The organism is Nonomuraea sp. NPDC003214, assembly GCF_053590035.1.
Genome location: NZ_JBSFSX010000020.1, coordinates 24,422 through 38,775, shown reverse-complemented (window position 1 = coordinate 38,775; position 14,354 = coordinate 24,422). Strand labels below are relative to the sequence as shown.

14 protein-coding genes are annotated in these 14,354 nt (G+C 72.5%); 8 read left to right on the top strand and 6 right to left on the bottom strand.

The genetic code is table 11. From position 1 onward, the window contains the following. Positions 1–33 precede the first annotated feature (33 nt). Together ACWDXC_RS40105 and ACWDXC_RS40100 are read right to left on the bottom strand one after the other, a co-directional pair. On the bottom strand, positions 34–1,086 hold the full coding sequence (locus ACWDXC_RS40105) for a quinone-dependent dihydroorotate dehydrogenase (protein ID WP_364171917.1): 1,053 nt from the start codon (positions 1,084–1,086) through the stop codon (positions 34–36). 6 nt (positions 1,087–1,092) lie between these two features. Further along, on the bottom strand, positions 1,093–1,743 hold the full coding sequence (locus ACWDXC_RS40100; RefSeq protein WP_357583652.1) for a response regulator transcription factor: 651 nt from the start codon (positions 1,741–1,743) through the stop codon (positions 1,093–1,095). 19 nt (positions 1,744–1,762) lie between these two features. Between ACWDXC_RS40100 and ACWDXC_RS40095 the strand changes: the two genes are divergently transcribed. Both ACWDXC_RS40095 and lpdA read left to right on the top strand, forming a co-directional pair. Then, positions 1,763–2,137, top strand: coding sequence for a tautomerase family protein (locus ACWDXC_RS40095; RefSeq protein WP_449991371.1), 375 nt, complete (start codon positions 1,763–1,765; stop codon positions 2,135–2,137). Between the two features lie 41 nt (positions 2,138–2,178). Next, positions 2,179–3,558, top strand: a complete 1,380-nt coding sequence (gene lpdA / locus ACWDXC_RS40090; protein WP_219506551.1) for a dihydrolipoyl dehydrogenase — start codon at positions 2,179–2,181, stop codon at positions 3,556–3,558. A 47-nt stretch (positions 3,559–3,605) separates the two neighbouring features. On the opposite strand, the gene ACWDXC_RS40085 is transcribed toward lpdA, so the two are convergent. After that, positions 3,606–4,514: an alpha/beta fold hydrolase gene (locus ACWDXC_RS40085; protein ID WP_449991368.1), complete on the bottom strand. Its 909-nt coding sequence runs from the start codon at positions 4,512–4,514 to the stop codon at positions 3,606–3,608. A gap of 78 nt (positions 4,515–4,592) precedes the next feature. On the opposite strand from ACWDXC_RS40085, the gene ACWDXC_RS40080 reads away from it, so the two are divergent. The 4 genes from ACWDXC_RS40080 (at position 4,593) to ACWDXC_RS40065 (ending at position 8,358) form a co-directional block, all read left to right on the top strand. Beyond that, the gene (locus ACWDXC_RS40080) at positions 4,593–5,846 is read left to right on the top strand and encodes an acyltransferase family protein (RefSeq protein WP_449991366.1); all 1,254 of its coding nucleotides are present in this window, start codon (positions 4,593–4,595) and stop codon (positions 5,844–5,846) included. 80 nt (positions 5,847–5,926) lie between these two features. Continuing rightward, positions 5,927–6,616, top strand: a complete 690-nt coding sequence (locus ACWDXC_RS40075; protein WP_246645112.1) for a hypothetical protein — start codon at positions 5,927–5,929, stop codon at positions 6,614–6,616. 81 nt (positions 6,617–6,697) lie between these two features. Beyond that, the gene (locus ACWDXC_RS40070) at positions 6,698–7,222 is read left to right on the top strand and encodes an RNA polymerase sigma factor (protein ID WP_308125807.1); all 525 of its coding nucleotides are present in this window, start codon (positions 6,698–6,700) and stop codon (positions 7,220–7,222) included. Further along, positions 7,219–8,358, top strand: a complete 1,140-nt coding sequence (locus ACWDXC_RS40065; RefSeq protein WP_449991362.1) for a CU044_5270 family protein — start codon at positions 7,219–7,221, stop codon at positions 8,356–8,358. Before ACWDXC_RS40070 ends, ACWDXC_RS40065 begins: the two co-directional genes overlap by 4 nt. Here ACWDXC_RS40065 and ACWDXC_RS40060 read toward each other — a convergent pair. The 3 genes from ACWDXC_RS40060 to ACWDXC_RS40050 all read right to left on the bottom strand — a co-directional run bounded on the left by ACWDXC_RS40060 (position 8,264) and on the right by ACWDXC_RS40050 (position 10,815). Continuing rightward, positions 8,264–9,532 carry an MFS transporter gene (locus ACWDXC_RS40060; protein ID WP_449991359.1) on the bottom strand — a complete coding sequence of 423 codons (1,269 nt, stop codon included), beginning with the start codon at positions 9,530–9,532 and terminating at the stop codon, positions 8,264–8,266. The two genes, ACWDXC_RS40065 and ACWDXC_RS40060, sit on opposite strands and share 95 nt — an antisense overlap. A gap of 144 nt (positions 9,533–9,676) precedes the next feature. Beyond that, a complete protein-coding gene (locus ACWDXC_RS40055; protein ID WP_449991357.1) occupies positions 9,677–10,249 on the bottom strand; it encodes a hypothetical protein in 573 nt (190 codons plus the stop codon). Further along, complete coding sequence (locus ACWDXC_RS40050; RefSeq protein ID WP_449991354.1) at positions 10,240–10,815, bottom strand: hypothetical protein; 576 nt, start codon at positions 10,813–10,815, stop codon at positions 10,240–10,242. The genes ACWDXC_RS40055 and ACWDXC_RS40050 overlap by 10 nt, the downstream gene beginning before the upstream one ends. Before the next feature lie 28 nt (positions 10,816–10,843). Here ACWDXC_RS40050 and ACWDXC_RS40045 point away from each other — a divergent pair, with 28 nt between their 5' ends. Continuing rightward, the gene (locus ACWDXC_RS40045; protein WP_449991351.1) at positions 10,844–12,184 is read left to right on the top strand and encodes a hypothetical protein; all 1,341 of its coding nucleotides are present in this window, start codon (positions 10,844–10,846) and stop codon (positions 12,182–12,184) included. Between the two features lie 132 nt (positions 12,185–12,316). Continuing rightward, positions 12,317–14,353 (top strand): cellulose binding domain-containing protein, encoded by a 2,037-nt coding sequence (locus ACWDXC_RS40040; RefSeq protein WP_449991349.1) that lies wholly within the window; start codon positions 12,317–12,319, stop codon positions 14,351–14,353. Position 14,354 lies beyond the last annotated feature (1 nt).

The following is a 14,354-nucleotide window of genomic DNA, read 5'->3' as shown; positions in this document are numbered from 1 at the left end:
CTACGACAGTCGAGGGCGTCCCCGGGGCGCCGGTCATGCCGTGCGGCCGATGATCTCGGTGATCGACTTCAGGCCGTGGCGGCGTACGCGTCTGGACAGCTGGCGGTGGATGCGGGAGGCCCACAGCGGGCCGCCGTAGATCCAGCCCGTGTAGCCCTGCACCAGCGTGGCGCCGGCCAGCAGGCGTTCCCACACGTCGTCGACGTCCTCCACGCCGCCCACCGACACGAGCGTCAGGCGGTCGCCCACGCGGGCGCGCAGGCGGCGCAGCACCTCCAGCGAGCGTTCCTTGAGCGGGCGGCCGGACAGGCCGCCCGTCTCGCCCGCGTGGCGGATCGTGGTGTTGGTCGCGATGATGCCGTCGAGGCCCAGCTCGACCGCGAGATCGGCGACGGAGTCGACGTCCTCGTCGGCCAGGTCGGGCGCGATCTTGACGAGCAGCGGGGTGCGCCTGGGCGTGCCGTCGGCCACCTCCTTGACCGCCTTGAGCAGCGGGCGCAGCAGCTCGACGGCCTGAAGGTCGCGCAGTCCCGGCGTGTTGGGCGAGCTGACGTTGACCACCAGGTAGTCGGCCAGCGGCGCCAGCGTCCTGGCACTGGTCACGTAGTCGGCGACCGCGCCCGACTCGGGCACCACCTTGGTCTTGCCGATGTTGACCCCCACCACGACCGGCACCCCGCGGGTGCGGCGCAGGCGGCGGGCGGCGGCGCGGGCGCCCGCGTTGTTGAACCCCATCCGGTTGACGACCGCGTGCTCCGGCACCAGCCGGAACAGGCGCGGACGCGGGTTGCCCGGCTGGCCGTGGGCGGTGATGGTGCCGACCTCGACATGCGAGAAGCCGAGCGCCGCCACCGCCTCCGCGCACGCCGCGTCCTTGTCGAAGCCGGCGGCGAGCCCGAGCGGCCCCGGGAAGTGCACGCCGAAGGCGCTCACCCGCAGGGCCGGGTCGTGCGGTGCGAGAGCCCGGTGCAGGGATCGCTTGAGCAGGGGCAGCCTGGCGAGGATCGCGAGGGCCCTGACGGTCTGATGGTGCACGGCCTCGGCGTCGAACCGCCGCAAGACCTGCGTGAACACGAGGCGATACATCACGGGTCAGGCTACCAATCCAGCCTCGTGGGCGATGATCGCGGCCTGGACGCGGTTGCGCACGTCGAGCCGGGTGAGGATGGCGCTCACGTACGCCTTGACCGTGCCCTCCACGATGTGCAGCGTGCGGGCGATCTCCGCGTTGGACAGGCCCGCGCCCAGCAGGGCCAGCACCTCGCGCTCGCGGTCGGTCAGCCCGGCGATGCGGTCGCGGGCGGCGGCGCCGCGCGCCATCCGGCCGCCGGCCAGCTGCTCGATGACCCGCTGGGCGACCTTCGGCGACAGGTACGCGGCGCCGTCGGCGACGGCGTGCACCCCGGCGATCAGCTCGCGCGGGTCGCCGGACTTCAGCAGGAACCCGTTCGCGCCCACGTCCAGCGCCTTGGCGATGTAGTCGTCCTCGCCGAACGTGGTGAGCATCACCACCGCCGTGCCCGGCGCCGCCCTGCGGATCTCCGCCGCCGCCGCGAGCCCGTCGAGCCTCGGCATGCGGATGTCGAGCAGCGCCACGTCCGGGTGGTGGCTGATGGCCAGGTCCACCGCCTCGCGGCCGTCGCCGGCCTCCGCCACCACCTCCAGGTCCGGGTCGGAGGCGAGGATGGCCCGCACCCCGGCGCGGATCATGGCCTCGTCGTCGGCCAGCAGTATGCGAATCACACGCTCTATATTGGCCGACATGGCACAGGTGAAGGTCTACGGGCGCAGGGACGTGTGGGGCGGCCACCAGAAGGAGGTCTCCGACCTGCTCCACCAGTGCGTGGTCAAGGCGTGGGGGCTGCCCGAGGACAAGAGGTTCCACCGGTTCCTGCTGCTCGACGCCGACGACTTCATCTGCCCGCAGCGCGGCGACGGTTATCTGATCATCGAGATCGTCTGCTTCACCGGCCGCAGTGAGGAGGCCAAGCGCGCGCTGATCCGCGAGATCTACGACACGTTGCCGTATCCGAAGCAGGACGTGGAGATCACCATCATCGAGATGCCGCAGGTCAACTGGGGCATCCGGGGCGTTCCGGCGGACGAGTTGACGCTGTCCTACCGGGTCGAGGTATAGCGCGTCAGGACCGTGCGCGGGCGGGCGGTATGGTCCGAGTCATGAGCACAGACTATGACGTCGTCGTTCTCGGCGCCGGTCCGGGAGGATACACGGCCGCCGTCCGAGCCGCCCAGCTCGGGCTGCGCACCGCGGTCGTCGAGGAGAAATACTGGGGAGGCGTCTGCCTGAACGTGGGCTGCATCCCGTCCAAGGCGCTGCTGCGCAACGCGGAGCTGGCCCACATCTTCACCAAAGAGGCCAAGACCTTCGGCATCAGCGGCGAGGTCAGCTTCGACTACGGCGCGGCGTTCACCCGCAGCCGCAAGGTGGCCGACGGCCGGGTCAAGGGCGTCCACTACCTGATGAAGAAGAACTCCATCACGGAGTACGACGGCCGGGGCACCTTCCTCGACGCCAACACGCTGCAGGTCAACGGCGAGACCATCACCTTCCGCCACTGCATCGTCGCCGCCGGCGCCACCACCCGGCTGATCCCCGGCACCCAGCTCTCCGAGCGCGTGGTGACGTACGAGGAGCAGATCCTCTCCGAGGACCTGCCGTCCAGCATCATCATCGCGGGCGCGGGCGCCATCGGCGTCGAGTTCGCGTACGTGCTGCACAACTACGGCGTCAAGGTCACCATCGTCGAGTTCCTCGACCGGATCGTGCCGCTGGAGGACGAAGAGGTCTCCGCCGAGCTGGCCAAGCGCTACAAGCGGCTCGGCATCGAGGTGCTCACCTCCACCCGCGTCGACAACATCGAGGACACCGGCTCCGCCGTCAAGGTCACCGTGTCGCGTGACGGGCAGCAGCAGGTGCTGGAGGCCGACAAGGTGCTCCAGGCGATCGGCTTCCAGCCGCGCGTCGACGGCTACGGCCTGGAGAAGACCGGCGTGCAGCTCACCGACCGGGGCGCCATCGCGGTCGACGGCCGCTGCCGCACGAGCGTGCCGCACATCTTCGCGATCGGCGACGTCACGGCCAAGCTCATGCTCGCGCACGCCGCCGAGTCGATGGGCATCATCGCCGCGGAGACGATCGGCGGGGTCGAGACCATGGAGCTCGACTACGTGATGATCCCGCGCGCCACCTACTGCCAGCCGCAGGTGGCCAGCTTCGGCTACACCGAGACGCAGGCCCGTGACCTGGGCTATGACGTCAAGGTGGCCAAGTTCCCGTTCACCGCGAACGGCAAGGCGCACGGCCTGGGCGACTCGGCCGGCTTCGTCAAGATCATCAGCGACGAGAAGTACGGCGAGCTGCTCGGCGCCCACCTGATCGGCCCCGAGGTCACCGAGCTGCTTCCGGAGCTCACGCTGGCCCAGCAGTGGGACCTCACGGTGCACGAGGTCGCCCGCAACGTGCACGCCCACCCGACTCTCGGCGAGGCGGTCAAGGAGGCGATCCACGGCCTGTCCGGTCACATGATCAACATGTGAGCCCGACGGCCGGGACGGCCTGCCCGGCATCGGCGCCGTCGTGGCCGCTAGCCGAAGAAGCGGCGCAGCTCGGCGGCCACGCGCTCCGGCCTGCCGCCGGTGTCGGCGTTCCCGGAGCCGCTGTGGCCGACCCCGGCGAGCTCGACGCGGGCGGCGCCGGGGACGACCTGCTCCAGGGCGTCGAGGGCGGCCTTGAAGTAGGCGGGGCTGCGGCTGCCGCCGAGCAGGAGCGTCCGCGCGCCGACCGCGCCGTAGGCCGCCTGGGAGCGGGCCAGCTCGGCCACCACGCGCGTCTCGTGGCGCAGGGTCGGGGCGAGCATCCGCATCGTGACGTCGCCGTCGCCCGCCTTGCGGTCCTGGGCCGCCAGCATGCGCGCCGACAGGGCGTCGAGCAGCCGGCGCGGCATCAGGTCGAAGATCGCCGGGCCGAGCCGGGCGGCCTTCATCGCCGTGATCAGCGCCGCCGCGTCCCGCCCGGCGGCCAGTTCCCGCTCGTACCGCTCCAGCCACGCCGTGGGCGCCGGTCCGTCCACGAACAGCGCGGGCTCGTAGAGGGCCAGCTCCCGGATCAGCCCCGCGCCCGCCGTCCGCAAGCCGCCCGCGTGCTCTTTCGGTGAGCCCGCGCTCCCCGCGCGGTGGCGGGCGGCGGTGTGGAGGGCGACGAGGGCGCCGACGCTGACGGCGAAGACGCGGGAGGCGCCCGTGTGCGCGAGGAGCGCTTCCAGGTCTTCGGCTTCGCGGTCCGCCACGTGGTGCGGGCCGTAGGGTCCGCTGAGCCCGCGGCCCCGGCGGTCCGGCAGATAGACCGTGTACGTGCCGGCCAGCGCCTCGGCGAGCTCCAGGTGGCTGCGGGCCGACTCCATCTGGCCGTGCAGCACGACCAGGCCGGGCCCGGCGCCGAGCCGGTGGAACCCGATGACGGTGCCGTCCGCGGAGGTGACGTGTCCTGTGTCCATGAGCCCTCCCTCATAGTTGACATCAACTATTAGTCACAGGATAGTCAGTGTCAACTAAGCGATATTGTCGATCTTCCGATGACAAACACCGAGATTTCCCCCAGCACAGCCGCCCCCGTGCGCACCCGGCTCGGCTGGCTCGACGCCCTGCGCGGGCTGGCCGCCCTGGTGGTCGTGTACGAGCACGCGCTGAACCCGCTCTACCCCGAACTGCGCGGCGTCACGGGCCCGTGGTTCGACGCCGGTTGGTACGGCGTCATCGTGTTCTTCCTGGTCAGCGGCTACGTGATCCCGGCGTCGCTGGAGCGGCGGGGCAGCGTGGCCGGCTTCTGGATCGGCCGGGGCTTCCGGCTCTACCCGCTGTGGGCGGTGGTGGTGTGCGCCGCGCTGCTGCTGGTGGTGACGGGGATCGACGGCATCCACGTCTACCTGACCGACAACCCGGTCACGGCCACGCTCGCCCATCTGACGATGCTCCAGGACCTCCTGAACGCGCCCAACGTCGTCAACGTGCTGTGGACGCTCTCGTACGAGATGGCCTTCTACCTGCTGGTCACGGCGCTGTTCGTGGCCGGGTGGCACCGGCGCAGCGCGGAGGTGGCGGCCGGGTTCGGCGTGCTGGCCGTGGTCGCCGGCGGGGTGCTGCCGACGATCCTGCTCACGCACCGGGGGCCGACGCTCGTCACGACGCTGGCGGCGGTCGTGCTGGGCGGCGGCGGACTGGCGGGCGTGCTCAGCTCACGCCCGGCGCTGCGGCGGGCCGGGGCGGTGGCGCTGGCGGTGCTCCCGCTGGGGCTGATCGCGGTCAACAGCCGCATCCCGGCCTGGCAGAGCCTGACGATCCTGGCCACGATGTTCGCGGGCACGGCGCTGTACCGGTGGCAGGCAGGGCAGATCCCCCGGGGCCGGGGCTGGGCCGTCGCGGGCGGGGTGCCGGCGGCGGCCACCGGAGCGGCGCTGCTGTGGCACGACGGCGACCCGCTGCCGTGGGTGGCGGCGGTCCTGGCGGCGTGGGCGACGTTCGGGGCGGGGATGCTGCTGGCCGACCGGCGGGTGCCCGCGTGGTGGGCATGGCTGGGGATGGTGAGCTACTCGGTCTACCTGATCCACCCGATCCTGCTGGAGGTCGTCGACGGCTTCCTCGACGAGCCGGCCGCCGTCGCCTGGCCGTACCGGGTGGGGCTGGGGGCGCTGGTCGTGGCGGTGCTGCTGGGCTGCTCGGCGCTCACGTACCGGCTCGTGGAGGCTCCGGCGCAGCGCCTGGGACGACGGATCGCCGCTCGATCCACGGGATCGTCGAACGCGCGGCGGAGCAGTCCGGGGGGCGGGTGAAGCTGCTCGTGCCAGGACTACCCTCACCTCTCCTCCGAGCACCAGTGAGAACGGCCGCCCGCGTCACTTGAATGGCGGGCATGACATCAACAGAGCTGCCAGGCCGCTGGGTCGAGGGCGTCGGCATGATCCTCGGCCCGCTGCTCCTCCTGGCCGGGGTGCTGACCCGGATCGGCGCGGACGACTTCTTCACCGGGCAGCTCGCCGCCCACGCCGCCCGGCCCGGCGAGATGGCGCTGTCCTACGGGCTGTTCGCCGCCGGGGTGGTGCTGCTGTGGCCGGCGGTGACGGGGCTGGCCCGGCGGCTGGAGCCCGGCTGGGGGCGCTGGGGCGTCACGCTGGTGGTGCTCGGGCTGTTCGGGCGGGTGTTCCACGCCGGGGTGAGCCATCTGGCGTTCCAGCTCGTGGACGTGCTCGGGCTGGAGGCCGCCCAGCGCGTGGTGGCCGGCACGTACGGGGCCTTCCACGTGTTCAAGGCGGTCAACGTGTGCATCATGGCGGGCTGGATCGTGCTGGCCGTGGGCGCGTACCGGGCGCGGGCGCTCGGGGCGGCCCGGTGCGTGGCGCTGGGCCTGACGGCCGCGCTGCCGCTCGGCGTGCTGAAGGGCAGCAGCGACCCGGTCTCGCTGGTCGCCCTGGCCGGGCTGGCCGTCGCGCTCGTCCCGCTCGGCGTCACCACGTTGCGTACGGGACCGGCGCCCCGCTGGTGGGCCGTGGCGCTCACCGTCGGCCTGGTGCCGGTGGCGTACCTGCTGGGTCTGGTGGGCTGATTTTTCCGATCATGCGGTAACAACGGGACTGCTCGGACCACTACCGGGTGTCAGAAACATCCGGAACGAAGGGGCGGGGCGGTGACGGATGATCAGCACCGGTTCACCGGCGTGTACGACGAATGCCGGCAACGCGTGTGGGCGTACGTGGTCAGTCGCTCGGGACGTCAGGTGGCGGACGAGGTCGTGAGCGAGACGTTCGCGATCGCCTGGCGGCGGCTGGAGGACGTGCCCGACCCGGCGCTGCCCTGGCTGCTCGGCGTGGCGCGCAACGTGCTGCGCGACACCATCCGCGCCGAGGCCAGGCGCGAGGCGCTCGCGCAGGAGTTGCGCGCCTGGACCGAAGGGGACGTGGCCGACCAGGTGACCGAGCGGATCGGCGTGCTCCAGGCGCTGGCCGCGCTCGGCGACGACGACCGGGAGATCCTCGTCCTGGTGGCATGGCAGGGGCTGTCGCCGAAGGAGGCCGCGAGGGTCGTCGGCTGCTCGACCGCCGCGTTCCGGGTCCGGCTGCACCGCGCCCGCAAACGGCTCAAGCAGGCCATGGAGCCCGCCGGGCCGTCCCGTCCCCGAGTGCGCAACAACCTCAGCGAGGAGTGGTCATGAACCCGATGGACGAGCTGCGTGCCGCTCGGCCCGCACACCTCGGCGACGCCCCGGTGGACGAGGGCACCCGGGCCAGGGAGCTCACGTACGCCATGTCGCAGCCGCGCAAGGCGCGGCGCGGCCGGAAGGTCGTCCGGCCGGTGTGGGGCATCAGCCTGGCCGGGGCCACGGCCGCGGTCGCGGCGGCCGCCGTCGTCGTGACCGGGACGGGCGGCGCGCCGCCGAGCGCCCCCGACTCCGTCGCCCAGCCCGCCGCCACCGCCACCGCGACCGCCACGAAGGTGCGGCTGTCGGCGCGCGAGGTGCTGCTGGCCGCCGCCGAGAAGGCCGGCAGCCAGCCCGACGAGATGGGCGCGTGGTGGCACACGTCCACCATGCAGCGCACCCTGCACCAGGTCGCCGAGGGCGGCTACACGGTCGTGGAGCGGCAGCGGAGCGAGGGCTGGACGTCCAGCGCGACCGGCGGCGAGCAGGGCGGCACCTACCAGTCGCTCGGCGCGCGACCGGCCACGCCCGAGGACGAGGCGGCCTGGCGGCGGGCGGGCTCCCCCCGCGAGTTCAAGGTGAAGGTGCCCGGCAAGCCGCGCGCGATCACGCTGTCCACCTCGCCGCGCAAGCCGTGGGGCGGCTTCAGCCCGCTGGTCGACGGTGACAAGGTGTTCTGGCTGGGCCGCAACGTGACCATGAAGGAGCTGCGCGCGCTGCCGTCCGATCCGGGCAGGCTCAAGGCGTGGCTGCTGCGCTCGTACAAGGGGCACGACACCGAGTCGGAGAGCGTGCCGATGGCCTCCGACCCGTGGCTGTACCGGGTGAGCACCGGGCTCATCCTGGACATGCCGGTCACGCCTGAGGTGCGGGCCGCCGCCTTCCGGATGCTCGCCGACCTGGACTCGGTCAAGGTCGTCGAGAACGTGACCGACGCCGAGGGCCGCCAGGGCGCGGCGGTGGCGGTCGAGGAGAAGGTCAAGGACGGCGTCATGGAGACCCGGCTGATCTTCGACCAGGAGACCGGGCGGGGCCTGGCCAGCGAGAGCGTGGTGGTCAAGCCGGGCGACGCGCACGCCGGGCACGAGCCGGGCACCGTGGTGAGCACCACGACGGTGCTGGAAGCGGGCTGGGCCGACAGCAGGCCGTGACATCCCGCCGGGGGCGCGGCGACGTGATGATCGCCACCAGCAGCAGCGGCGCCCCCGCCAGCGCGAAGCACCACTCCAGCGGCAGCCGCTCCACCACGAGCCCGGCGCCGGCGGTGCCGAGGGAGTTGCCGGCGTTGAAGGCGGTGTTCACCCACGCGCCGGCCTGGGTCCGGTTCCGCGGCCCGGCCAGCTCGTCGGCCAGGAGATAGGCGGTCGTCAAGGCGGGGGCCACGAACAGCCCGGCCACCGCCGCCGCGCCGGCCAGCCCGGCGAGGTTCGGCACAGCTCCGGCCGCGGCGACGGCCAGGCCCAGCGCGGCGGCCAGCAGGCGCAACCGCACCGCCCCCGACGCGCGCCAGGCGATCGCGCCGTAGGCCAGGCCGCCCGCCGCGCTGCCCGCCGACAGCGCGGCCTCGACCCACGCGACGGCGGCGGGCTGCTGCTGCCGCTGGGCGAAGACGACCACGAGCAGCGTCAGCGCCCCCAGGCACAGGCCCAGCGCGGCCGCGACGACGACGGGCGTGAACAGCGCCCGGACGCCGGGCCCGCGTTCCCGGCGACGGGCGGCGGCCGGGGCGGCGCCGGGCCGCATCGCGGGTGACGTGACGAGGGCGAACGTGCCGGTCGCCACCAGGCAGGCGCTCATGGCCACGCCCGCCGCCGGATCGACGACCACGGAGACCAGCCCGGCCAGCAACGGGCCGGCGATGTAGAGCAGCTCCTCGGCGACGGTGTCGAGGCTGTAGGCGCGTTGCAGCAGCCGCTGGTCGCCCAGCAGGTCGCTCCAGAGCGTGCGCATGACGGGCCCGAGCGGCGGCGAGCACCCGCCCGCCGCTGCGGCCAGGACGGCCAGCAGCCACCAGGGCGCCCCGGGCTGCCAGGTGAGCACGGCCAGGCAGCCCAGCAGTGCCGCGTAGAGCCCGGCCATCGGAGGCAGCGCCCGGCGCGGCCCGTACCGGTCGACGAGCCAGGCCCGCACGGGAGACAGGACGGACACGGCGAGCCCGAACAGGGCCAGGACGCCGGCGGCGAGCGCGTAGGAGCCGGCGGTGGCCGTGAGCGCCAGCGTCAGCGACAGGAAGACGGTCCCGTAGGACAGCCGCCCGAGCAGGGCGAAGCCGAAGGCGCGCGCGGCGCCGGGGTGGGAGAGGACGGCGACGTAGGAGGGAGACATGAAGGTTCCTCAGGAAGGCAGCGCGTCGCGGCGCTGAGACGTGCGAAGGACACCGGCACGCCGCACGCGTCGGTGCGGCCGGGCGGTGGCCTAGGCACGGGTGAGGAACATGGCGATCACCTTACACGGCTACGCCGGCGTGCCTTACGGCTGGTTCAGGCAGGGCAGGTTGGCCGAGCGGTAGAGGACGACGACGAGCACCACCAGCGCCGCGAACCAGGCGACGGTCACGGCCAGGGGCAGCCCGGCGTAGCCGTACGGGGCCAGCATGCCGGCGACGCCCAGCGCGGCGACCGCCCAGCGCAGCACGTCGAGGAGCGCGGCGCGGGACGCGTGCCCGCCGGGGCGGAGCCGCCCGGCCACGATCTCGCCGATCAGCCAGACGGCGAGCAGGGAGCCGGCCCTCTCGGCGAGGTCGAGCGCCTGCTCCAGGGACGTGTCCGGCGCGGCCGGGCCGATTATCAAGAGGTCGACGATCGACAGGACGACCATCGACGTGGTGGCGGCGGCCCCCGCCGGGTCGGCCGGGTGGAGGGAGACGCCTCGCAGCCGGGACAGCCCGACCGCGCACATGGCCCAGCCGGCCGGGTCGAGGAGCAGGTCGAAGCCGTCGAACCGGAGGGCGGCGTAGACGATGACGAGACCGGTGGCGATCAGCGCGACGGGCGGCATGAGACCGCCGGACGCGGCGCGCGGGTGGGGGTTCGTCAGGACCATTCGTCGCTCACCGCTTCGCTGCACACCTTGTCGGACAGGCCGCGCTGCCAGGCGACCGGGACCGTCGCGCCGTCGGGCCCGGTCAGCTGCCAGGAGTCCCAGGTGACCTCCGCCGTCCGTGCCCCCAGATAGGTCTCGTACGTGAACCGCACCGGCTGCGGCGTGTGAGGCACGGCCGCGCAGTCGGTGATGGCGACGTGCCTTTCCATCACCTCCATGTCGCCTCCTTCGACGGTGACCTTCTCCGCCCCGGGGTTCTCGGCCGGCAGCAGCCGCAGGCCCGGGATGTTCATCGAGAGGCCGGAGACGGTGAAGGTGGTGGACCCCTCGTTCTCGATTTCCACGAAAAACCTGGTGGACAGGGCGCCGCTTTTCTCGTCCACCCAGGCGCCGGCGAAGAAGGAGTTGATGTTCCAGTTGATATGCGGGGTCACCGCTCCGGTCCCCCACAGAATCGCGGTCACCATGACGAGCGAAAACGACGTCCAGATCACCACGCGTAATCGGACCGGTTCGGCACGCCAAGAGGTGACGCCGTATTGCTGCCAAATTTCATCGGAAGCCACGAGGTGAAACCATATATGGTGGCATCTCGTGACAATACCCCCGCTGATTCTCTGGGTGGCCGCCCTGCTCACCGTGCTGGCGGCCGCCTCGCCGGTCAGCCGGGAACGGCTCGACAGGTTCGCCGCGCAGACCGGATTCACCGTCACCGCGGCCGACGCCGAACAGGTCGTCGGCCATTTCCGGGCCGTGCGCCGATGGCGTCTGATCGCGCTCGTCGTCGCCGTTCCCGTGGCGGGGCTCACCAATGACCCGTTCTCTTTGGTGCTCGGCTGGTGCGCGGTTTCCGTGGTGTTCTCGCGGGGGGCCTCGAACGCGTACAACGAGGCGCGCGTTTATCGTGGCGCATGGCTTCTCGGATTGGCCGGCGCCGTTTCGGCGACCGCCTTTCTCCTGCGAGACGTCACCCCGGCCCGGATCGCGCACACCGGAATCCTGATCGCCGTGGCCGTGGCGGTGACGTTCGCCGCCCGGCGCGAACCGGCGAGCGCCCCGGCCGAGCTGGCCATCGGCCGCTGGTCCACGCGCGGCCTCTATCTGGCGGGGGCCGCGATCGTGCTGTCGGCCGCGCTGCTCACCCCCGGCCTGCCGGTGCTCCCCGAGCCGCCCGCGTACACGCCGCCCCTGACGTTTTCCGACAGCCGCTCGAGCTTCGAGACGGTGCGCACGTATAAGGCGCCCTCCTGCGCGTGGACCACGCAGGTGGCGGCCGACTGCAGAGGCTGGCTGGTCAACGGTCAGCCGTTCCCGCAGGCCGCGCCGTACGTCGTCATCCCCGGCAAGGCGCCCCGGCCGGCCCCGTTCACCCGCAGCCCCGACAAGAAGGCCCTGGTCTACCTGCACCGGCACGACCGCCGCCTGGTGTACGAGGACGAGGCGGGCGCGCGCCCGCTCACCGGCGCGCTGGCCGACACCGAGCTGCCCAAGGTCACGTTCGCCGGCCAGAACAGGTACCTCGCCCTGGTCCGGGACGGCGCGCGGATCATCGACACCCGGACCTGGCGGACGCTGGAGCTCCCCGACGTCCGGCGCGTCCACGACCTCGGCAGGAGCGGCATCGTGGCCGCCACCGCCTCGCGGGCCCTCGTCCTCGACCACCAGGGGAAGCCCCGCATGAGCCTGCCCGCCGGGGACGCCTACCACCTGCACCCGAAGGGCCACCGACTGGTCGTCATCGACGGCGAGGGGCGGGTCACGACCTACGACGTGAAGACCGGCGAGCGCCTGGGCGCGGTCACCCCGGTGTTCCGCGGCGACGACAGTCTCGGCTCCGGGCTCGGCTGGTCGGCCAAGGGCGCCTTCCAGGTCCGCGCCGCCTGGTCCGAACGGGTCTACAACCTCGACCTGTCCACCGGGAAACTGTGGCGCTGAGCAGCGGACCGAACCCGGGGTGAAAGTTTCAGCGTCGTTTGACGGGTGCGCCGCGCGCCACTCATGATCATGTCGTCTCCTGGTCAGGAGGAGGCGTCGAGTGAGGAACCACTGCCACGGCGAGGTGCACCGATGCCGAGAACCCTGCTGCGCTCCGCGTCCGCGATCCTGCTGGCGCTGACCGCCCTGAACGCCCCCACCGCCCATGCCGACGACGGCGCCCCCGTCGAGATCACCGTCAACACCCGTGCCGCGCTGGCCGGCGTGCCCGAGACCGGCATCGGGACCAACCACGCCATCTGGGATGCGCACCTGGGCAGCGACCAGACCGCGGACCTGCTCAAGGACGCGGGCGTGCGGCTGCTGCGTTACCCGGGCGGCTCGTACTCCGACATCTACCACTGGGCCGACCACACCGCCCCCGGCGGCTATGTCGCGCCGAACACCGACTTCGACACCTTCATGGCCGGGGCCCGCCGCACCGGCGCGCAGCCGATGGTGACCGCCAACTACGGCACGGGCACGGCCGAGGAGGCCGCCGCCTGGGTCCGCTACGCCAACGTCACCAAGGGCTACGGCGTGAAGTACTGGGAGATCGGCAACGAGAACTACGGCAACGGCCACTACGGCGCGGCGTGGGAGGCCGACAACCACGCGGACAAGAGCCCGGCCGAGTACGCCAGGCACGTCGTCGCGTACGCGGACGCGATGAAGGCGGTCGATCCCACGATCAAGGTCGGCGCGGTGCTGACCACGCCCGCGAACTGGCCCGACGCGATCAGGGCGGAGGGCGACGCGGGAAGCTGGAACGAGGTCGTCCTGTCCACCGCCGGCTCGAAGATCGACTTCGTGGTCCTGCACTGGTACCCGGGCGCCCTGGACCGCACGGGACACGTACCGGACATGATCCAGCTCACCCGCGAGCAGATCGCCAGGCTCGCCGGGCCGGGCGCGGAGCGGATCGGCATCGCGATGACCGAGTTCAACACCGGGTCCAGCAGCAACGGCACCAACACCCAGCCGGGCGCGCTGGCCGCCGCCGACGCGTACGCGACGCTGCTGGCGAACGGCGTGTTCACGGTCGAGTGGTGGAACGTCCACAACGGCATCGGCACGGTCACCGAGGTCGAGGGGCACACCGACTACGGCGACTTCGGCCTGCTGTCGAGCGGGACGTGCACCGCCGACGGGTCGGTCTGCGAGCCGGCGTTCAACACGCCGTTCGCGCCCTACTACGCGCTGCAGATGGTCGGCAGGTTCGCCCGGCCGGGTGACCAGTTCGTCCGGGCGGCGAGCGACACGTCCGCCGTCAGCGCGCACGCCGCCCGCCGCCCGAACGGCGACCTGGCGGTCATGATGATCAACACCTCGCGCGACACCTCGTACGCGGCGGCGATCGACTACGCGGGCTACACCCCGGCGGCCGGCGCGCCGACGGTGCTCACCCACACCAACGGCGCGACCTCCATCGCCACCGCGACCAGCGGCAGCGCCACCAGCCAGACGCTGCCGCCGCTGTCGCTGACGACGATCGTCCTCAAGCCGGCCGCCAACCGGTCCGGCCCCGCCGCCCCCGCCCAGCCCGTCGCGTCGGCCGTCACGGACACCAAGGCCACGATCACGTGGCCGCGCGCCACGGCCGGCGACCGGCCCATCGCCAAGTACGAGATCCACCGCCAGCACGGCGCGGTCACCGAGCAGCTCGGCGAGACCTCGGGCACCTCGTTCACGGCAGGCAACCTGCGGCCGGGCACCCGCTACACGGTCAACGTGATCGCCCGCGACGCCGGCGGCGGCCTCTCCTGGGCCTCGCCACCGCTGACGTTCACCACGAAGGCCCCTGCCACCAGCTCGTGCTCGGTACGGCTGAACGTCCAGTCCGACTGGTCGAGCGGCTACGTCGGGTCGATCGACGTCACCAACACCGGCGCGCCGATCGACGGCTGGACCCTCGACTTCGCCTGGCCGAGAAGCTGGCAGAGTCTGGGGAGCGGCTGGAGCGCGGTCTGGACGCAGGACGGGCGGGCGGTCAAGGCCGTCAGCGAGCCCGGCAACCGCGCCCTGGCCACCGGGGCGTCGGCCACGATCGGCTTCGTGGGCAACTACTCGGGGCCGAACGTGCTTCCGTCCGTGTTCAGGCTCAACGGCACGGTCTGCGCGGCCGGGTGAG